Raw genomic sequence first — 19,805 nt, 5'->3', positions numbered from 1 at the left:
GTGTCCGCTGCCCCCAATGCCCAAGGAATTATCATGTCCACGCTTCCGATTTCCGTCGACGCCCTCCTCGGTCCGTCGCATCCGCCCGAGGACCATGGGCCGGTCCCCAATCCGCTGCCCAAGCTGCTCAGCGGAGAGGATTTGCCGATCGAGGACGCGGCGCACCTGTTCGAGCGGCTTGTCCTTGGCCGGCTCGAGCCTGCCGAAATTGCCGGGATGCTGATCGCGCTGCGGATGAAGGGCGAAACCGCCGAGGAAATGATCGGCGCGGCGCGTGCGCTGTCGAGTGCGGCGGAGCCGTTCGATCGGCCCGACTATCTGTTTGCCGACTGTTGCGGGACCGGCGGCGACGGGTCGGGATCGATCAACGTGTCGACTGCGGCGGCATTCGTCGCGGCGGCAAGCGGGCTGCCCGTCGCCAAGCACGGCAATCGCTCGGTCAGCAGCCGCTGCGGTTCGGCGGACGTGCTGGAAGCGCTCGGCGCTCGCCTCGACATGCCGGCGGCGGACGCGCGTCGACTGCTCGATGACACCGCCTTCTGCTTCCTGTTCGCACCTGCCTACCATCCCGGCATGAAGCACGCCGCGCCGGTTCGCCGGCAACTATCAGTGCGGACGGTGATGAATCTGCTCGGACCATGCATCAATCCGGCCCGCCCGCCGGTGCAATTGCTCGGCGTCGCTGACCCCAAGATGCTTCGCCGGATCGCGACGACGCTCGACGCGATGGGGGTCGAGGAAGCGCTGGTCGTGCATGGGTCGGGACTCGACGAGGTCGCGCTTCATGCCGAGACGCGCGCGATCCGCCTTTCGGCCGGACGGATGCAGGAAATGGAGATCACGCCCGAGGACGCCGGCATCGAGCGCGCGGCGTTGAAGGTCGTGACCGGCGGCGATGTCGAGGAGAATGCGGCGCGGTTCCGGACGCTGCTCAACGGTCAGGGCGCGAAGGCGGAGAACGACATCGTCATCCTCAACGCCGCCGCGCTGCTGATGACTGCCGGGATCGCCTACGAACTGAAGGACGGGGCGGACATCGCCCGCGACGCCCTTCTGTCGGGTCGCGCGGGCGCCGTTCTCGATGCCTATGTGGAGGCAAGCCGTGGCTGATGTGCTCGCGCGGATCGTCGCGCGAAAGAAGGAAGAGGTGGTCGAGCGGCTCGGCGGGCGGACCATCGCCGCCGAGCCGACGACGCGGTCGCTCCGCGCCGCGCTGTCGCGGCCGGGCGTGCGGTTCATCATGGAAGTAAAGCGAGCGTCGCCATCGGGGCATCGCAGCGCGCTGACCGTCGAGCAGGCGGTGGCGGCCTATGCGCCGGTAGCGGACGCGCTCAGCGTCCTGATCGACGGCCCGGACTTTGGCGGATCGCTCGACGATCTCAGGTTCGCTCGCGAGCGGTTCGACGGCCCGATCCTCGCGAAGGACTTCATCGTCGACCCGGCGCAGGTCGATGAGGCGCGGGCCGCCGGCGCCGACGTCGTGCTGGTCATGATGTCGGTGCTGGAGGACGAGATCGCCAAGGCGGTGATGGACCGCGCCGCGGCGCGGTCGATGGATGTCATTGTCGAGGTCCATGACGAGGAAGAGCTTTCGCGCGCCCTGGCTCTTGGCGCGACGATCGTCGGCATCAACAATCGCGATCTCAAGACGCTCAGGACGGACCTCGCGGTGACCGAGCGCCTTGCGCCGCTGGTCCCCGCCGACGTGCTGGTGATCAGCGAATCCGGTGTTGGAAGCCGCGCCGACGTCAAGCGGCTCGCGCCTTTCGCCGACGCCTTCCTGGTCGGTTCCTCGCTGATGGCCTCGCCAGACATCGCCCAGGCGGCGAGAGCGCTGGTGCACGGAACGGTCAAGCTGTGCGGCATGACCCGCGCCGACGATGTCCGGAGCGCCGCTGCCGCGGGAGCGACCCATGTCGGCATGATCTTTGTGCCCGGAACGCCGCGAGCGGTCACGCCTTCCGAGGCCGCGCCTCTGGCCGCCGCCGCGACCGACGCAGGGCTGAAGCCGGTCGGCGTCTTTCGCGATGCCGATCCCGGCGAGGTCGCGGACGTGGCCACGAAGCTCAAGCTCGTCGCCGTGCAGCTTCACGGCAGCGAGAGCGAAGAGGCGATCGCCGACTTGCGGCGCCGGCTTCCCGATCACGTCGAAATCTGGGGCGTGTCCGGCGTCGACGCCGACGTTCCCGCAGCCCGCAGTGGCGTCGATCGGACCCTGTTCGATCGCCAGCGCGGCGGCGCCAGCGGCGGTCTTGGCGAAGTGTTTAACTGGTCGCTGGTCGAAGGTCGTGACGAGCTGAGCACCGCTTTCATCGCGGGGGGGCTCGGCCCGGAAAATATTGCCGATGCCGACCGACTTGGGGCTTTCGGGCTCGACGTGGGTTCAGGGGTCGAGGCGTCGCCGGGCGTCAAGAACGAAGGAAAAGTGCGCGCACTGTTTGCGGCGCTACGACCGAAGAGCAGGGGTGACGCATGAGAATGGATGGCCGGTTCGGACGCTATGGCGGTGCCTACGTCCCCGAAATCCTCGTTCCCGCGCTCGAGCAGCTTGAGGCGGCGTTTCTCGACGCGCAGGACGATCCCGACTTTCAGGCGGAGCTTTCGGGCCTGCTGTCGACCTATGCGGGTCGGCCGACGCCGCTCACGCGCTGCCGCAATATCGGGAAGGGCGCGCGGATCTATCTGAAGCGCGAGGACCTTCTCCACGGCGGCGCGCACAAGACCAATCAGGTGCTCGCGCAGGGCTTGCTCGCCAAGCGCATGGGCAAGACCAAGCTGATCGCGGAAACGGGCGCAGGCCAGCACGGTGTCGCCACTGCACTTGCCGGAGCGTTGTTCGGGCTGGAAACGCGGATCTTCATGGGCGCCGACGATGTCGAGCGGCAGCAGCTCAACGTCTTCCGGATGGAATTGATGGGCGCGGCCGTCATCCCGGTGACGGGCGGCGGGCGCACGCTCAAGGATGCGGTTAACGAGGCGCTGCGCGAGTGGACCGCGAGCTTCGCCGACACGCATTACCTGCTCGGCACGGTCGCCGGCCCGCATCCATTCCCGCTGATGGTGCGCGAATATCAGCGCGTCATCGGCAAGGAAGCCCGCGAGCAGATCTTGGAGATCGAGGGACGCTTGCCCGATGCCGTCATCGCCTGCGTGGGCGGCGGGTCGAACGCGATCGGGCTTTTTGCCGACTTCGTCGACGATGCCGAGGTGCAGATCATCGGGGTCGAGGCTGCGGGCAAGGGCTTGTCCGGGCGAGAGCATGGCGCGACCATTCTCCGCGGTCGGCCGGGTATCCTGCACGGCGCCGAGACGCTGTTGCTTCAGGACGAGGACGGACAGGTGGACGACACCTGGTCGGTATCGGCGGGGCTCGACTATCCCGCGGTCGGACCCGAGCATGCGCATTTAAAGGACATCGGCCGCGCGGACTATGTCGGCGCGACCGACGACGAAGCGCTCGGCGCCTTCGTCGCGCTGGCGCGGGGCGAGGGGATCGTTGGCGCCTTCGAAAGCTGCCACGCACTGGCGCATGCGCTCAAGCTTGCCGAAGAGCGCGACGACGATCCGATCCTTCTGGTCAACCTGTCTGGCCGTGGCGACAAGGACGTGGCCCAGGCTCAGCGCCTCGTGGGAGGCAAGCTGTGAGCCGCTACGCCGCGATGTTCGACCGCTGCGCGAAGGCCGGCGATGGTGCGCTCGGTGCCTTCCTGATGCTCGGCGATCCCGGGCCGAACGAAGGTGGGGCTTATCTCGACGCGCTCGTCGAAGGCGGCGCCGACATGGTCGAGTTCGGAATCCCGTTCAGCGATCCCGTGGCCGACGGGCCGGTCATCCAGGCTGCCGCGCAGCGCGCGCTGGCGGCGGGGGTTCGCACCGCCGACTGCCTGCGCATGCTTGGCGATTTCCGGGCACGGCATGCCGACGTTCCGGTCGGAGTGCTGACCTACGCCAACATTGTGTCGGCGCGCGGCATCGATCGGTTCTGCGAGGAACTGGTCGAGGCTGGCGTCGACAGCCTGCTGGTCGCCGACGTGCCGAGCATCGAGGCGGCACCCTATGCCAAGGCAGCGCGGGCAGCTGGCCTCGACCTCGTCATGATCGCCGCGCCCAACACGCCGAGGGAAGTCCTGGAACGGATTGCGTCGCTGTCGTCGGGTTACACCTATTGTGTCGCCCGCGCGGGCGTCACCGGCGCCGACCAGCAACTTGCGCTCGACCACGATGCGCTGTTTTCGGGGCTCGCCAGCGCTGGCGCGCCGCCTCCGGTCCTGGGCTTCGGGATTGCCAGCCCGGAGCACGTCCGTCAGGCGATCGAAGCGGGCGCGGCGGGGGCGATTTCGGGATCGGCCATCGTCAAACTGGTCGGGGAGGGGCGTCCTCCCGAAGAGATCGCCCAATTCGTTGCGACGCTGAAGCGCGGCACCACTGGGGCCGCCCGGCGTTAGGAGGGGTATTCCTTCAATGTCGGGTGCCGCATGATCCTTGAAACCAAGTCCGTCGAGAAACCTTGGGGCGTGACTCGCCTTCCCTCCGGCTTCGCCGATGCCGAAGGACGGCGGATCGGGGAAATCTGGTTCGACCAGCCGGGCGAGCCACTGCCGCTTCTCGTCAAATGGCTGTTCACCTCGGAACGGCTGTCGATCCAGGTCCACCCCAACGACGATCAGGCGCGCGAGCGTGGATTGGCGTCGGGCAAGGAAGAATGCTGGGTGATCGCCGCGGCGGAACCCGACGCTCGGCTCGGCATCGGCACGATTCGCTCGATGAGCGGAGACGAGCTTCGCCAGGCGTCGCTCGATGGGTCGATTGAAGATTTGATGGACTGGAAGCCGGTTCGGCCGGGTGACTATTTCTACATCCCCGCGGGCACCGTGCACGCGATCGGCGCGGGCATTTCGCTGGTCGAGGTGCAGCAGAACGCCGACATCACCTACCGGCTCTACGACTATGGCCGCCCGCGTGAGCTTCATCTCGACGACGGCGTGACCGTTTCGAAGCCAGCGCCTTACGGGGACGCCCGTTCGGGCCGGATCAATCCCGACGCGGACGAGCAGCAATTGGTTGACGGGCCATTGTTCGACCTGTGGAACGCGCGCGGTGAGGCGATCGGCAAATTGGCGACTCGTGGAAGTTGGCTCGTGCCGATGGGAGGAACGGTTCATGCCGACGGGGCCGAAGTCGCCGTGGGGTCGTGCCTCTATCTGCAGGATGAGCAGCGGATCGAGGCCGGGCCCGACGCGGTGGCGCTGATCGCCCGAAACCGCTGACGCGACGCCGTAACGAAACCCGCGCCCCCCGCGCGGCGTTCATCGCCTGATGTATCGTCCCCAGCCCACTGCCCGCGACCGGGTCGGCACTCTTACCGCCGTTGTTGGTGTGCACGTCGCGCTCGGCTTCGCGCTGGTGAACCTGTCGGGGACGGTTCGCGATCAATTGCCGGCGGAGGTGATCGACGTGTTCGACGTGATCGATCCCGCGCCACCGCCGCCACCCCCACCTCCGCCGCCGACGATCGAGCAGGCGCCCCGTCCCGAACCGGCGAAGCCCGAACCGGACGAAGGAGCCGCCGCGCCGCCCAATATCGTCAGCCGTGCAACCCCCGTCGTGGCGCCAAAGCCGGCAATCGTCCTTCCGATCCCTCCGCCGATCGCGGTAACCGAAACGCCTAGCGACGGTGCCCAGTCGACGCAGGGCGCGGCACCTGTCCCGGGACCGGGCACCGGCGCGGGCGGAATTGGAACCGGCACCGGCTCGGGGTCGGGCGGCCCCGGGTCCGGCGGCGGGGGCGGGGGAGGCGGCGGCGGATCTCGTCCGACCGTCATCCAGTCGACTACCTTGAGCAGCCGCGACTTTCCCCCGTCGATCAGCCGCAACTGGCCACGCGGCGGACGGGTTTTCGTCGCCGTCCGCGTGCAGCTCGATGGGCGAGGGACCGACTGCAAGGTCAATCGGTCGATCGGCGATCCGGTCATCGATCGTGAAACGTGCCGCCTGGTCGAACAGAAAGTCCGCTTCCGCCCCGCGGTCGACGAGAATGGTCGCCCCTACGTCAGCTGGTACGGCTACATCCAGGCCGACGTCGGCCGTTAGGACAGGGCGCCGCGCCCAAGCAGGATCGCGCCGGTCAGCCCGCTGTCGCTGCCAAGGCCAGGTGCGGCGATATAATCCTTCAGTCCGTCGTCGAGACGCGGGTGGGCGACGTAGCCGGCGACGCGTTCCTGCGTGTGGACGCGCATCGCCTCGATCAGTCCGGGCGTGTCCATCACCCCGCCGCCGAAAATCAGTCGGTCGGGTGCGTGAAGCAGGATCAACGTGGCGGCGAGGTGGGACAAGTAGGATGCGATCAGGTCGATCGCCGCGGGGTCGCCGACTTCACTAAGGGGATTACCCCAGCGCGCGGCGATGGCGGGTCCGCTGGCCAGACCTTCCAAGCAGTCGCCATGGTAAGGGCACAGCCCCGAATAGGGGTCGCGCGACCGATCGTGCGGCGGCTGGGTGTGGCCGCTTTCCATGTGCGTGAATCCGCGCACGGGTTGGCCGTTTCGGACGATCGCAGAGCCGATGCCCGTGCCGACGGTAGTGTAGGCGACCGTTTCCAGGCCTCGCCCGGCGCCAAGCGTCGCCTCCGCGAGCGCGGCGCCCTCGACGTCGGTGGCGATGGTCAGCGGGACGCCATAATCGCGCAGCGCGGTGACGAAGCTCGCCCCGGTCCAGCCGGGCTTCGGCGTACTGGTGATCGTTCCATAGTCCGCCGACGCGGGAGACAGCTCGATCGGGCCGAAGCTCGCGATTCCGATCGACGTCAACGCGCCATGTTCGGCGCTTGCGCGGTCGAAGAAGCTGCGGACCGCGGCGAACGTCCCGTCGGGGGTGGTCGTGGCGATCCGCGCGCGCTCGATCACCGAGCCGTCAGGCGCGGCAAGGGCGACGACGAATTTGGTCCCGCCGGCTTCGATCGCGCCGATCATGCCGCCGCGACCGGCTCCGCTTCCTCGCGCACACGCAGCATCGCGATCGCCGCGAGCACCAGAGTCGCGGCCGCGAAGGCCATCGTGTAGAGCGGCTGGTTGGGGAAGAAGGCCTTCATGATCGACCCCATCACCGTCGCCACCAGAAGCTGCGGCACGACGACGAAGATGTTGAACAGGCCCATGTAGATGCCAAGTTTCGCCTGCGGCAGGTTCGACGCCAGGATCGCGTAGGGCATCGCCAGGATCGACGCCCAAGCAATGCCGACCCCGATCTCGGCAATCAGCAGATGCTGCGGGTCGGTGAATAGGAAGAAACTGGCATAGCCGAGCGCGCCGCACAGCAGGCCGATGACATGGGTCTTGGCCTTGCCGATGCGCTTGGCGAGGAACGGCAGCAGCGTCAGCGCGGCAATTGCTGCGACACCGTTGTAGACCGCGAACAGGACCCCGACCCAATTGCCCGCTTCCTGATAAGCGGCGCTGTCGGCGTCGGCCGATCCGTAGAAATATTGCGCGACCACCGGCGTGGTGTTGATCCACATGATGAACAGCGCCGACCAGCTGAAAAACTGGACGAGCGCCAGCGTCTTCATGATCGGCGGCATTCCCGAGAAATCGCCGACGATGCTCGACAGCATGTTGGCGTCGCGTCCGTCGCGCGCCATCGCGATCCCGATCGCGGAGGCAAGCCCGTAGGCGATCAGCAGCCCGCCGAGCAAATAGACTTCCTTTTCAAGTCCAAGCGGTGCGACCGCGAGCGCGACGGCGGCGCCGGCGACGATCCACGCCGCGCTCGATCCGAAGCCGCGTGCGGCGAGGGCGCGGAGGCTTGGCGAGACGCCTTCCTCGACCTCTTCTCCGTACCCCCGCATCTCATCGGGGCTGTATTCGCGGGTGGTCACGACGGTCCATGCGACCGCAAGGAACAGCGCGACCCCACCGAACCAGAAGCTGTAGCGAACGGTGTCGGGAATGACCCCTGCTGCGGCCTCGTTGGCGACGCCGAGATGGTCGAGGAGATAGGGGAAGATCGACCCGACCACCGCGCCCGCGCCGATGAAGGCGGTCTGCACCGCATAGCCCATCGTATGCTGGTCCTTGCGCAGCATGTCGCCGACGAAGGCGCGGAATGGCTCCATCGAAATGTTGAGGCTGGCGTCGAGCGTCCACAGCAGAATCGCGGCGAACAACAGCACTTCGGCCATCGGCATCAGCAGCAGCGACAGCGCGGCGAGGATCGCACCGAGAAGGAAATAGGGGCGGCGACGGCCGAGGCGGCCAAGCCAGGTGCGGTCGCTCATGAAGCCGATGATCGGCTGCACCAGCAGGCCGGTGAGCGGGGCGGCAACCCATAGCGCGGGAAGGTCGTCGAGGCTGGAGCCGAGCGTCTGGAAGATGCGGCTCATGTTCGAATTCTGGAGCGCGAACCCGATCTGGATTCCGAAGAAGCCGAACGAAATGTTCCACAATCCGGCCAGCGATTGCCGCGGCTTTTCTGATACTGACATGACACCCTCCCGCATCCCAGGTCTTACCGCCCGGGTGATTGTTGCGGACGCTGGCAGGTCACCGGGCGATGCACAAGTTGGCCACCCGTTGCATTCGTATGCAGCCCTAGCTCGACTGGCGGACGACCAGTGTGACTGGAAGCGTGACACTGTCGGGCGCTCGCTCCTCGATCTTGGCGACCAGCGTTTCGATCAGCGCTTCGCCCGCACGGCGCGTGTCCTGCGCGACCGTCGTCAGCGCGGGTTCGGAAAGGCGAGCGGCGGCAAGATCGTCGAAGCCGACGATGGCGACGTCCTCCGGGATGCGCTTGCCCGCTTCATGAAGCGCGCGCATCGCACCGATCGCGGCCAGGTCGTTGATCGCGAAGATGGCGTCGAAATGAAGACCGTCGGCGAGCATCTGTTCGACCGCCCTCCGGCCGCTTTCCTCGCTTGCCTCGGCGGAGCGTTTGAGGGCGTCGCCGCTGTCGATGCCACGTTCGGCCAGCGCGCGCGCGAAGCCGGTCCAGCGTTCGAGATACTCCGGCTCGGCCGGCGTCGCATTGCCGAGGAAGGCAATGCGTTTACGCCCCTGGTCGACCAAATGGCGACCGGCAAGATATCCGCCCTGCTCATTGTCCGACCCGACGGTCGTCCCGATCTGACCGGCGCGCGCGGCGCCCCATCGAACGAAGTGCGTGCGCTGACCGACCAGCTGCTCGAGCCGCGGCATCGCTTCGAGGTAGTCGCCATAGCCGAGCAGGATGATCCCATCGGCCTTGCGGCTGTCCTCGTAATCGACGTGCCAGTCGCTCGACAGCTGCTGGAAACTGATCAGCAGGTCGTAGCCCGCCTTGGCGCAGGCGCGGGTCAGCGAGCCGACCATCGACAGATAGAAAGGGTTGATCAGCGTGTCGTCGGGCGTGGGATCTTCGAAGAACAGCAGTGCGATCGTCCGCGATTGCTGGCGCCGAAGTCCCGACGCGTTCTTGTCGACGGTGTAGTTGAGCTCCTTGGCCGCCGCGAGCACCTTGGCGCGGGTTTCGTCGCTGACGCTGGGGTTGCCCGACAAGGCGCGGCTGACGGTCGGTTGCGACACCCCGGCAAGCGCGGCGATGTCGAATGAAGTGGGGCGGCGCTGGTTCATTCGGGCGGCTTCACGTCCGTTGCGTTTGAGCCACGCCACCGTGGCGAACATCGTCGCATTACAGGTGAATACGTATGTATCGGCCCGCCGCCCCGCTGACAACGCGAATGTGTCCGGCGTATCACCAGTCATCAATTCGTAATGGCGGGGGGTCCGCCGATCGGCCTGATGACCGGCGTTTCAAAACCGGCATCACAGGGGAGGAATCAGGGACAATGACGAACCGTTTCGCGCGTTCGCTTTACGCGAGCACCACCAGCAGCATCGCGCTCGGCCTTGCGCTGACCGTGGCATCGCCCGCCTTCGCACAGGACGCGGCGCAGACCCCGGCGAACACCGCCGAAGCTGGCGCCGCGACAACCGAAGTCCCGCCCGCAGTCGAAACCGCCAGCCAGGACGTCGTCGTCACCGGCATCCGCGCCTCGCTCCAGAACAGCGCCCGCATCAAGCGCAACCAGGCGACGATCGTCGAAGTGATCTCGGCCGAGGACATCGGCAAGCTTCCCGACGTGTCGATCGCAGACTCGCTGGCGCGCCTCCCCGGTGTGACCGCGCAGCGTCTCGACGGCCGCGACCAGCGCCTCTCGGTGCGCGGCCTCGGCCCCGACTTCGGCATGACGCTCCTTAACGGTCGTGAGCAGGTCACCGTCGGCGACAACCGCGGCGTCGAGTATGATCAGTATCCGGCCGAGTTCTTCAAGAGCGTGGTCGTCAACAAGTCGGCCAACGCAGCGCTCGTCCCAGCAGGCATTTCGGGCACTGTCGATCTTCGCATGCTTCGCCCGCTCGACACGTCGAAGCCGGTCGTCGCGCTCAACCTGCGCGGCCAGCTCAACTCGAACGACAAGCTCAACCCCGAAGGCAAGCGCGTCGGCTATCGCGGGTCGGCGACCTATGTCGACCAATTCGCCAACGACACCGTCGGCATCGCGATCGGCGTGTCGTCGATGCTGCAGCCGACCCAGATCGAGCGCTACAATGCATGGGGCTTCCCTAACTCCAGTTCGGCCGGCGGCAACCTGCTGCTCGGCGGTGCAAAGCCGTTCGTCGACTCGACCGCGCTTCGCCGCACCGGCGTCGTCGCGACGATCGAAGTGAAGCCGAGCGACACCTCGCACACCACGCTCGACATCCTTTATTCGAAGTTCAAGCAGACCCAGTTTCTGCGCGGCATCGAATTCCCGATCGCTCCCGACTGGAGCAGCGGGCCGGTCGTCAACAGCTATGAAGCGACCGACGGCTTCGTCACCGACGCCAACGTCGGCGGCATCGTCGGCGTTGTTCGTAACGACTATAACCGTCGCAAGGCGCACAACTTCTCGATCGGCGCCAACCACGTCCAGGGCCTGACCGACACGATCAACCTGACCGTCGACGCCAGCTATTCGATGGCCACTCGTTCGGACTTCCTGCTCGAGAATTACTCGGGCACCGGGTACAATCTGTCGGGCGCGCGGGACACGATCAACATCTCGCAGAACGGCAATGGCACCTTCGATATCGTGCCGACGCTCGACTATGCGAACCCGGCGAACCTGCGTCTGACCGATCCGCGCGGATGGGGCTACAACGGCACCGAAGCGGTCGTTCAGTCGGGCTTCCTCAACCAGCCCAAATTCGAGGACGAGCTTCGCGCACTTCGCGCCAGCCTCGACGGCGAACTCGGCGGCGGGTTCCTCAATCGCTGGGAAGTCGGCGCGGTCTACTCGCGTCGCTCGAAGGATGCTCTCTACACCAGCGCCTTCCTCTGCCCGAAGGATCCCAATCCGTCGTGCACCGTGTCGAGCGGCACCGCGCTGTCGGCGCCGATCCCCGACGCGGCGATCGTCGGTACCGTTCCGCTCGATTACCTCGGCGTTCCGGGCATGATCGCGCTCGATCCGCTGTACCTCTACAACAATGCCTACGACGTCGCGTTCGACAATCGCCCGGACAGCCTGGCGCGCGACTATAACGTGACCGAAAAGGTTTCGACGCTGTACGCGCTCGTCAACATCGACACGCTGCTCGGCTCGGTGCCGCTGCGTGGTTCGGTCGGGGCGCAATATGTCCACACCAACCAGTCGTCGGAAGGCTTCGTCGCCAACCAGACGGGAACGCTGGTGACCTATGCCGAGGTCAAGGACGGCGACAAGTACAACCACTTCCTGCCCAGCGCCGCGCTGTCGTTCGAAGTGATGCCGTCAACTTTCGTGAAGATGGGCGCGTCCAAGACGATCATGCGTCCGCGCATGGATCAGGAGCGCGTGACTCGCGTGTTCAGCACGAACCCGGTCAACATCGGTACATCCGATCCCGCCAACCAGCCCTATTTCACGGCTTACGGCGGCAATGCGCAGCTTCGTCCCTACAAGTCGCGCAACCTCGACCTCAGCCTCGAACATTACTTCCGCCAGGGCGGCTACATCGCGCTGTCGGGCTATCACAAGAAGCTGACCGACTATGTCGATCCCAACCGCAGCTTCCTCGCCGACTTCTCGGCGGTGGCGGCGACGTTGCCGGCGGCGGTTCAGGCGCAGCTGAACACCACCGACGGCCTCGTCTCGGGTCCGGCCAACGACGGCAAGGGCAAGATCTTCGGTCAGGAACTCAGCCTGTCGCTGCCGTTCGCAAACATCACCCCGGCGCTCGACGGCTTCGGCGTGTTCGGCTCGATCGCGCGGGTGAAGAGCAAGGTGCAGTACGCCAGCCAGCCGGGAACGATCCAGATCCCGGGCCTGTCGAAGTATGTCGGCAATGCCGAAGTCTATTATGAAAAGTACGGCTTCCAGGCGCGGGTGAGCTATCGCTACCGGTCGAAGTTCATCGGCGAAGTCGCCGGTCTGTCCGCCAGCCCGACGTTCCGCACGGCCAAGGCCGAGGGCATTCTAGACGCGCAGCTTGGCTATGAGTTCAAGACCGGCGCGCTCGAGGGTTTGTCGATCATCGGTCAGGCGAAGAACATCACCAATCGCCCGTTCGTGACCTACGAGAACAACGATACCGATCGCGTGATCGATTATCAGCGCTACGGTCGCGACTATTACCTGTCGCTTTCGTACAAGTTCTGATCGATCCGGGCGGGAGGCTGCACCGGCATGCCTCCCGCCGCTTCGCCGCCTGTCATGGCGACGGGGCTTGAAGCGGCACCATCGAACGGACGTGCGTTGAGCAAGCAGGAACCCCATACCGATATCCTGATCGTCGGCGGCGGTACCGCCGGCTGGATGGCGGCGGCCATCCTGTCGCAATTCATTCCCGCCGGTTATCGCGTCCGCCTGATCGAGTCCGAGGAAATCGGGACCGTCGGCGTCGGCGAAGCGACCATCCCGCAGATTCGCCTGTTCAACCAGGCGCTTGGCATCGACGAGGACGAGTTCCTGCGTGCCACGCAGGGCACCTACAAGCTGGGCATCGAATTCGTCGACTGGTCGGGTCCGGGCTCGCGCTACATGCACGCGTTCGGTGAAGTCGGACGCGGGGTCGGCATCGTCCCCTTCCAGCATTATTGGCACCGGGCTCAGGCGCTTGGCCTGGCCGGGCCACTCGACCGCTACAGCCTCAACGAAGTCGCCGCGCGCGCGCTTAAGATGCAACGCGCCGATCCGCGTACGTCGACGCAACTGCCGGCAATGCCCTACGCCTTCCACTTCGACGCCGGCCTCTACGCCCGCTTCCTGCGCGCACGCGCGGAGGCGCAGGGCGTCGAGCGCATCGAGGGCAAGGTCGTCGACGTCTCGCTCGACGGAGAGACGGGGCGAGTGTCCGCGGTCACGCTCGAAGGCGATCGCAAGGTCGCCGCAGACTTGTTCGTCGATAGCTCGGGCTTCCGCGGACTGTTGATCGAGCAAGCGCTCCAGACCGGCTACGAGGATTGGTCGCAGTGGCTGCCGTGCAACCGCGCGATGGCCGTCCCCTGCGACAGCGGCGGCGGCTTCACGCCCTACACGCGATCGACCGCGCGCAAGGCGGGGTGGCAGTGGCGCATCCCGCTGCAGCACCGCATCGGCAACGGCTATGTCTATTGCAGCGAGTTCATCTCGGACGACGAGGCGGCGGAAACGCTGCTCGCCAATCTCGACGGAGCACCGCAAGCCGATCCACGGCCATTGCGGTTCGTCACCGGAAAACGGCGCAAGGCGTGGAATCGCAATGTCGTCGCGCTCGGGCTGTCGAGCGGCTTCATGGAGCCGCTGGAATCGACCAGCATCCACATGATCCAGAGCGGACTGTCGCGCCTGATCAAGATGCTTCCGCGGGGGTCGTTCGATCCCTCGGTGCCGGAAGAGTATAACCGCCAGACCGATTTCGAATATCGCACGATCCGCGATTTCCTTGTCCTGCATTACAAGGCGACGGTGCCCGAGACGTCGGCCTTCTGGCGCCACTGCGCGAACATGGAAATTCCCGAGGCGCTGGCGCATCGCATTGCGCTGTTCCGCGCGAACGGCACGATCGCGCGCGAGCATGATGAACTCTTCACCGAGGTCGGCTGGCTGCAGGTACTGGTCGGGCAGGGGATCGTGCCGACCGCGCATCATCCGTTGGCCGACACGATCGGGGAGCGCGAACTGGGCGATTACATGTCGATCTGGGAAAAGCTGATCGAGCGCGAAGTCGCGCAAATGCCGAGCCACGCCGACTTCATCGCGCGACACTCGGCCGCCGCCGGCATCGCGGCATGACCCAAGGAAAAGGAATGGCAATGAAGCTTTGCGGCGCTCGAACGGCTCTCGGCATCGCGCTCGGCGCCCTGGTGGCCGGTGCTTTGGTCGGTCAGGCCCGCGCGCAGTCGCCGGCGGACTCGGTCCGCGCTCGCTTGCCCGAAGACGAGGTGATCTACTTCCTGCTGCCCGATCGGTTCGAGAACGGCGACACCGCCAACGACCGCGGCGGGCTTCGCGGCGATCGGCTTGCACATGGCTTCGATCCCACCGCCAAGGGCTTTTTCCACGGCGGCGACCTTAAGGGGCTGACCAAGCGCCTCGACTATATCCAGGGCATGGGTGTGACCGCGGTCTGGGTCGCGCCGATCTTCAAGAACAAGCCGGTGCAGGGCGCGAAGGGCAAGGAGAGCGCGGGTTACCACGGCTACTGGATCACCGATTTCACCTCGGTCGATCCGCACCTTGGCACCAACGCCGATTTCAAGGCGCTGGTCGATGCAGCGCATGCGCGCGGGATGAAGGTCTTCATGGACATCATCACCAATCACACTGCCGACGTGATCCAGCTCGCCGAATGCGCGGGAACGGGCGAATGCGCCTATCGCTCGATCGCCGACTATCCCTATCAGCGCAAAGGCGGGCCGAAGGGCGCCGCGATCAATCCGGGTTTCGCTGGCGACCGCGTGCGAACCACGGATAATTTCGCGCGGCTGACCGATCCCAACTGGGCCTACACCGTCCGCGTCCCGTCGGCCGAACGGTCGGTGAAGAAGCCGTCATGGCTCAACAATCCGATCTACTATCACAATCGCGGCGACACGCTGTTCCGCAACGAAAGCTCGACGATGGGCGATTTCGTCGGACTCGACGATCTGTTCACCGAGCATCCGCGCGTCGTTCAGGGGATGATCGACATCTATGGCGAGTGGATCGACCGCTACGGCATCGACGGCTTCCGCATCGACACCGCGCGCCATGTGAACCCCGAATTCTGGCAAGCCTTCGCGCCGGCGATGATCGCGCGGGCAAAGGCGCGCGGCATTCCGAATTTCCACATCTTCGGAGAAGTCTACACCGACGCCGTCGACCCGGCGTTCACCGCGATCCACACCGTTCGCGACGGACTTCCGACCACACTCGATTTCGCCTTCGCCGCCGCGGTGAAGGCGGTGGTCGCGGGCAAGGCGCCGACCAGCACGTTGGCCGGCCTGTTCCACGTCGATCCGCTCTACAAGGGCGGCGACGAGACCGCGCGTCGGCTGCCGACCTTCCTTGGCAACCACGACATGGGCCGCGTCGGCCACGCGATCCGCACGGGCTTCCCGCAGGCGACCGACGAGGAGCAGCTCAACCGCTCGATCCTCGCGCATGCCATGCTGCTCACGTTGCGCGGGGTGCCGACGATCTACAGCGGCGACGAACAAGGCTTTGCCGGCGACGGCGGCGACCAGGATTCGCGCGAGGACATGTTCCCCAGCAAGGTCGCGGTCTACAATGACAACAAGCTGATCGGCACCGCGGCGACCACCGCGACCGCCAACTTCGACACCGCGCATCCTCTCTATCGGACCATCGGCGTGCTTTCGCGACTGCGCACTTCGACCCCCGCATTGACGCGCGGTCGCCAATTGCTCCGCCACGCCGGCGACGGGCCCGGCCTGTTCGCGGTGTCGCGCTTCGATCCGACCACGGGCAAGGAAGTGCTGCTCGTGTTCAACACTTCGACCGAGACACTGACTCAGAATGTGCGCGTCGAGGTCGGCAGCACGCAATTCTCGGCCTTGGCGGGCCAGTGTGCGACGAACGCGTCTGCTCCGGGTGTGCTCGGCATCACGCTGCCCGCGCTCGGCTATGCGGTGTGCGCCGCGCGATGAGCAGCAGTTCGACCTTGTTGCGTGATGTCGCCGCTACTGCCCGTTCTCCGTGGTGGAAGGGCGCGGTCATCTACCAGGTGTATCCGCGCAGCTTTGCCGACACCAACGGCGACGGCATCGGCGATCTTCGCGGCGTCACCGCGCATCTCGATCACATCGCCAATCTCGGCTGCGACGCGGTGTGGGTGTCGCCCTTCTTCACCTCGCCGATGAAGGATTTCGGTTACGACGTCGCCGATTATCGCGACGTCGACCCGATCTTCGGAACGCTCGCCGATTTCGACGAGCTCGTCGCTCGCGCGCACGGGTTTGGGCTGAAGATCCTGATCGACCAGGTCTATTCGCACAGCAGCGACCTTCACCCGTGGTTCGTGGAAAGCCGCTCGTCGCGCGATAATCCCAGGGCAGACTGGTATGTTTGGGCCGACCCGAAAGCGGACGGATCGCCGCCCAACAATTGGCAGTCGGTATTCGGCGGACCGTCGTGGACGTGGGACGCGCGTCGCGAGCAATATTACCACCACAGCTTCCTGAAGGAGCAGCCGCAGCTCAACGTCCACAATGTGGAGGTGCAGGATGCGCTGCTCGACGTGGCCCGCTTCTGGCTCGACCGCGGGGTCGATGGCTTCCGCCTCGACGCGCTCAACTTCGCGATGCATGATCCGGCGCTGACCGACAATCCGCCGGTCGCGAACCCGGCCAAGCGAACGCGACCGTTCGACCTGCAGCATCATTTCCATAATCAGAGCCACGCCGACCTTCCGCGCTTCGTCGAGCGCATCCGCGATCTGACCGACCGCTACGACGCGCGCTTCACCATGGCCGAGGTGGGGGGCGAGCAGGCGGCGCGCGAGATGAAGGATTTCACGCACGGGCCGGCGCGTCTCAACAGCGCCTACGGCTTCGACTACCTTTACGCCGAGCAACTGACGCCCGATGTCGTCCGCAACGCAATCGCGCAGTGGCCGGGAAGCGAAGGCGAGGGGTGGCCGAGCTGGGCCTTTTCCAATCACGACGCGCCGCGTTTCGCGTCGCGCTGGTGGGATGCCGATCACCGCGACGCACATGTCCGCGCCGCCCTGATGCTGCTGATGGCGCTTCGCGGAAACGTGATCCTCTACCAGGGCGAAGAACTCGGCTTGCCACAGGCCGACGTTCCGTTCGAAGCGCTTCAGGACCCCGAAGCAGTCGCCAACTGGCCGCAGACGCTCGGCCGCGACGGCGCGCGCACGCCGATGCCGTGGAGCGATGCAAGGGACGGCGGTTTCGGTAGCGACAAGCCCTGGCTTCCGCTCGCCGCCGAGCATCGCCCGCTCAACGTCGCCACGCAGGAGGCGGATGCCAATTCCATCCTCGCCTGGACGCGTAAGCTTGTCGCGCTTCGCAAGGACCAGGCCGCGCTTCGCGAAGGGGCGATTGCCGTTCGCGAGAGCGCCGGATCGGGGATCGTCGCCTTCGAACGAACGCTCGATGGCGATCGCTTGCTGTGCGTCGTCAACCTCGGCGGTTCCGCGTCCGACTTTCCCGCACCCGGTGGAACGCCACTAATCGCCACCGGCGGTGCCGATCCTTCGTCCTCCACTCTGCCTCCAGCTTCAGGATACATCGTCAAATGTTGAAACGACTGCTCGCCGCACTCGCCCTGATGCTGGTGGCGCTCCCCGCCGCCGCGCAGACCGTCACGCTGGACTCGCCAGGCCGCGTGCTCAAGGTGACGATGACGCTGAACGGCGAAGGCCGGATGCAGTATCGCATCGACCGTCGCGGCAAGCCGGTCGTGGCCGACAGCCAGCTCGGCTTCCTGTTCACCGACCAGCCGCAGATGCTCCGCAATTTCGAAGTCGTCCGCACCGATCGCCGTGACCATGACGAGCGCTGGCGCACGCCGTGGGGCGAGGACCGAACCGTCCGCGACCACTATGAGGCGATGACGGTGTCGATGCGCGAGAAGACCGGCCTGAAGCGGTCGATCGCACTTGAATTCCGTGCCTATGACGACGGCATCGGCTTCCGCTACCGGTTCGACGGCGTGCCCGCGAACCGCACCACAAACATCGCCGAGGAACTGACCCAGTTCCGCATGGCGAGCGACGGCCGCGCGTGGTGGGCGCCCGCGTTTGAAAGCAACCGCGAGGAATATCTTTACAACGCCACGCAGGTCAGCGGCATCGGCACCGCGCAGACGCCGCTGACGATGGTGCTCGCCGACGGAACGCACGTGTCGCTCCACGAGGCCGCGCTGGTCGACTATTCGGGTATGAACGTCGCGCGCGCCGAAGGCACGTTGCTCAAGGCCGTGCTGACGCCGTCGTCGACCGGTGCAAAGGTCAGCCGCACTGGCGCCTTCACTACCCCGTGGCGGATGGTCACCATCGCTCCCGATGCGCCCTCGCTATACGCCGCGCGCAACATGGTGATGAACCTCAACGAACCGAACAAGCTTGGCGACGTCAGCTGGGTCACCCCCCGAAAGTACGTCGGCATCTGGTGGGGCATGCACCTCGAAACGCAGAGCTGGGCATCGGGCCCGAAGCATGGCGCGACTACCGCCAACGCGCTCAAGCTTATCGACTTCGCCTCAGCCAACGGCATCCCCGGAATGCTGGTCGAAGGCTGGAACGTCGGCTGGGACGGCGACTGGTTCGCGAACGGGCAGGAATTCAGCTTCACCAAGCCCTATCCCGATTTCGACATGCCGCGCATCGCCGCTTACGCGAGGTCGAAGGGCGTCCACCTGATCGGGCACCACGAAACTTCGGCCAACATCGCCCATTACGAAAGCCAGATGGAAGCGGGCTTCGACTACTATCGCAGCCTCGGCATCGACGCGGTGAAGACGGGCTATGTCTCCGACGCGGGCGGCGTGCAGGCGAAGGGCCCCGACGGCCGCATCCGCTTCGAATGGCACGAAGGCCAGGTAATGGCCCGCCACCACCTGAAGGTTGTGACCGAAGCCGCCAAGCGCCGCATCGCGGTCAACGCGCATGAGCCGATCAAGGACAGCGGGCTTCGCCGCACCTATCCCAACTGGGTCAGTCGCGAAGGCCAGCGGGGCATGGAATATAACGCGTGGGGCGAGCCCAAGAACCCGCCGCGCTACGACACCGAATTGTTCTTCACCCGCCTGATGGCAGGACCGATGGACTATACGCCGGGCATCGTCAGCCTGAAGGGGCGTGGTAACACCGACATCCTGTCGACCCTGGCTCGTCAGCTTGCGCTTTACGTCGTCGTCTATTCGCCAGTGCAGATGGCGGCCGACCTGCAGGAGAATTACGAGGCCGCGCCGGTCGCGTTCCAGTTCATCAAGCAGGTGCCGGTCGATTGGGACGAAACCCGCGTCGTGTCGGGCGCGATCGGCGATCATGTCGTCGTCGCGCGCAAGGATCGTGGCAGCGACGACTGGTATGTCGGCGGCGTCACCGACGAGGCAGCACGCGGCGCTATCGTGAAGCTCGACTTCCTGCCGGCCGGCAAGCGCTACACTGCGACCATCTATCGAGACGGGCCGACCGCCGAGGCAGGCGCCAAGGGCAAGGACATGGTCGTCGAACAGCGCCAGGTCCGCCGTGGCGACGCCTTGTCGATCGCGATGGCGCCGGGGGGCGGCTTCGCGGTTCGCCTCGCCGCGCCGTCGCGGCGCTAAGGCCGGTCATCGCACGGCTGCGCAAGACAGGCTT

14 protein-coding genes are annotated in these 19,805 nt (G+C 66.0%); 11 read left to right on the top strand and 3 right to left on the bottom strand.

Annotated features, from left to right (window positions below):
• Window positions 1-33: 33 nt before the first annotated feature.
• The 6 genes from trpD to SH584_RS05150 are packed head-to-tail and all read left to right on the top strand — an operon-like array spanning window position 34 to window position 6,090.
• On the top strand, window positions 34-1,110 hold the full coding sequence (gene trpD / locus SH584_RS05175) for an anthranilate phosphoribosyltransferase (RefSeq protein WP_324809090.1): 1,077 nt from the start codon (window positions 34-36) through the stop codon (window positions 1,108-1,110).
• On the top strand, window positions 1,103-2,476 hold the full coding sequence (gene trpCF, locus SH584_RS05170) for a bifunctional indole-3-glycerol-phosphate synthase TrpC/phosphoribosylanthranilate isomerase TrpF (RefSeq protein WP_324809088.1): 1,374 nt from the start codon (window positions 1,103-1,105) through the stop codon (window positions 2,474-2,476). Before trpD ends, trpCF begins: the two co-directional genes overlap by 8 nt.
• Window positions 2,473-3,645 carry a tryptophan synthase subunit beta gene (gene trpB, locus SH584_RS05165; protein ID WP_324809086.1) on the top strand — a complete coding sequence of 391 codons (1,173 nt, stop codon included), beginning with the start codon at window positions 2,473-2,475 and terminating at the stop codon, window positions 3,643-3,645. Before trpCF ends, trpB begins: the two co-directional genes overlap by 4 nt.
• A complete protein-coding gene (trpA, locus tag SH584_RS05160; RefSeq protein WP_324809084.1) occupies window positions 3,642-4,445 on the top strand; it encodes a tryptophan synthase subunit alpha in 804 nt (267 codons plus the stop codon). The genes trpB and trpA overlap by 4 nt, the downstream gene beginning before the upstream one ends.
• Before the next feature lie 30 nt (window positions 4,446-4,475).
• Window positions 4,476-5,267 carry a type I phosphomannose isomerase catalytic subunit gene (locus SH584_RS05155; RefSeq protein ID WP_324809082.1) on the top strand — a complete coding sequence of 264 codons (792 nt, stop codon included), beginning with the start codon at window positions 4,476-4,478 and terminating at the stop codon, window positions 5,265-5,267.
• A 49-nt stretch (window positions 5,268-5,316) separates the two neighbouring features.
• Complete coding sequence (locus SH584_RS05150; protein WP_324809080.1) at window positions 5,317-6,090, top strand: energy transducer TonB; 774 nt, start codon at window positions 5,317-5,319, stop codon at window positions 6,088-6,090.
• On the opposite strand, the gene SH584_RS05145 is transcribed toward SH584_RS05150, so the two are convergent.
• From SH584_RS05145 to SH584_RS05135, 3 genes are all read right to left on the bottom strand, one after another.
• Window positions 6,087-6,968 (bottom strand): ROK family protein, encoded by an 882-nt coding sequence (locus SH584_RS05145; RefSeq protein ID WP_324809078.1) that lies wholly within the window; start codon window positions 6,966-6,968, stop codon window positions 6,087-6,089. The two genes, SH584_RS05150 and SH584_RS05145, sit on opposite strands and share 4 nt — an antisense overlap.
• The gene (locus tag SH584_RS05140) at window positions 6,965-8,479 is read right to left on the bottom strand and encodes an MFS transporter (protein ID WP_324809076.1); all 1,515 of its coding nucleotides are present in this window, start codon (window positions 8,477-8,479) and stop codon (window positions 6,965-6,967) included. Before SH584_RS05140 ends, SH584_RS05145 begins: the two co-directional genes overlap by 4 nt.
• 106 nt (window positions 8,480-8,585) lie before the next feature.
• On the bottom strand, window positions 8,586-9,605 hold the full coding sequence (locus SH584_RS05135) for a LacI family DNA-binding transcriptional regulator (RefSeq protein WP_324809482.1): 1,020 nt from the start codon (window positions 9,603-9,605) through the stop codon (window positions 8,586-8,588).
• 215 nt (window positions 9,606-9,820) lie between these two features.
• On the opposite strand from SH584_RS05135, the gene SH584_RS05130 reads away from it, so the two are divergent.
• The 5 genes from SH584_RS05130 to SH584_RS05110 all read left to right on the top strand — a co-directional run bounded on the left by SH584_RS05130 (window position 9,821) and on the right by SH584_RS05110 (window position 19,771).
• Window positions 9,821-12,655 (top strand): TonB-dependent receptor, encoded by a 2,835-nt coding sequence (locus SH584_RS05130; RefSeq protein WP_324809074.1) that lies wholly within the window; start codon window positions 9,821-9,823, stop codon window positions 12,653-12,655.
• A gap of 96 nt (window positions 12,656-12,751) precedes the next feature.
• The gene (locus SH584_RS05125; RefSeq protein WP_324809072.1) at window positions 12,752-14,269 is read left to right on the top strand and encodes a tryptophan halogenase family protein; all 1,518 of its coding nucleotides are present in this window, start codon (window positions 12,752-12,754) and stop codon (window positions 14,267-14,269) included.
• A 14-nt stretch (window positions 14,270-14,283) separates the two neighbouring features.
• On the top strand, window positions 14,284-16,125 hold the full coding sequence (locus SH584_RS05120) for an alpha-amylase family glycosyl hydrolase (RefSeq protein WP_324809070.1): 1,842 nt from the start codon (window positions 14,284-14,286) through the stop codon (window positions 16,123-16,125).
• Window positions 16,122-17,744, top strand: a complete 1,623-nt coding sequence (locus SH584_RS05115) for an alpha-glucosidase (RefSeq protein WP_324809068.1) — start codon at window positions 16,122-16,124, stop codon at window positions 17,742-17,744. Before SH584_RS05120 ends, SH584_RS05115 begins: the two co-directional genes overlap by 4 nt.
• On the top strand, window positions 17,738-19,771 hold the full coding sequence (locus SH584_RS05110; RefSeq protein WP_324809066.1) for a glycoside hydrolase family 97 protein: 2,034 nt from the start codon (window positions 17,738-17,740) through the stop codon (window positions 19,769-19,771). Before SH584_RS05115 ends, SH584_RS05110 begins: the two co-directional genes overlap by 7 nt.
• Window positions 19,772-19,805 lie beyond the last annotated feature (34 nt).

The organism is Sphingomonas sp. LY29 (assembly GCF_035593985.1).
GTDB lineage: Bacteria > Pseudomonadota > Alphaproteobacteria > Sphingomonadales > Sphingomonadaceae > Sphingomicrobium.
The sequence above is the reverse complement of the archived record's forward strand: the minus strand, read 5'-3'. Positions and strand labels throughout refer to the sequence as shown.

Excerpts from the sequence above, each read along its gene's own strand:
- trpD (WP_324809090.1), top strand. The coding sequence starts at position 34 with ATGTCCACGCTTCCGATTTCCGTCGACGCCCTCCTCGGTCCGTCGCAT.
- trpB (WP_324809086.1), top strand. The coding sequence starts at position 2,473 with ATGAGAATGGATGGCCGGTTCGGACGCTATGGCGGTGCCTACGTCCCC.
- SH584_RS05155 (WP_324809082.1), top strand. The coding sequence starts at position 4,476 with ATGATCCTTGAAACCAAGTCCGTCGAGAAACCTTGGGGCGTGACTCGC.
- SH584_RS05150 (WP_324809080.1), top strand. The coding sequence starts at position 5,317 with ATGTATCGTCCCCAGCCCACTGCCCGCGACCGGGTCGGCACTCTTACC.
- SH584_RS05145 (WP_324809078.1), bottom strand. The coding sequence starts at position 6,968 with ATGATCGGCGCGATCGAAGCCGGCGGGACCAAATTCGTCGTCGCCCTT.
- SH584_RS05140 (WP_324809076.1), bottom strand. The coding sequence starts at position 8,479 with ATGTCAGTATCAGAAAAGCCGCGGCAATCGCTGGCCGGATTGTGGAAC.
- SH584_RS05135 (WP_324809482.1), bottom strand. The coding sequence starts at position 9,605 with ATGAACCAGCGCCGCCCCACTTCATTCGACATCGCCGCGCTTGCCGGG.
- SH584_RS05130 (WP_324809074.1), top strand. The coding sequence starts at position 9,821 with ATGACGAACCGTTTCGCGCGTTCGCTTTACGCGAGCACCACCAGCAGC.
- SH584_RS05120 (WP_324809070.1), top strand. The coding sequence starts at position 14,284 with ATGGCAATGAAGCTTTGCGGCGCTCGAACGGCTCTCGGCATCGCGCTC.
- SH584_RS05115 (WP_324809068.1), top strand. The coding sequence starts at position 16,122 with ATGAGCAGCAGTTCGACCTTGTTGCGTGATGTCGCCGCTACTGCCCGT.
- SH584_RS05110 (WP_324809066.1), top strand. The coding sequence starts at position 17,738 with ATGTTGAAACGACTGCTCGCCGCACTCGCCCTGATGCTGGTGGCGCTC.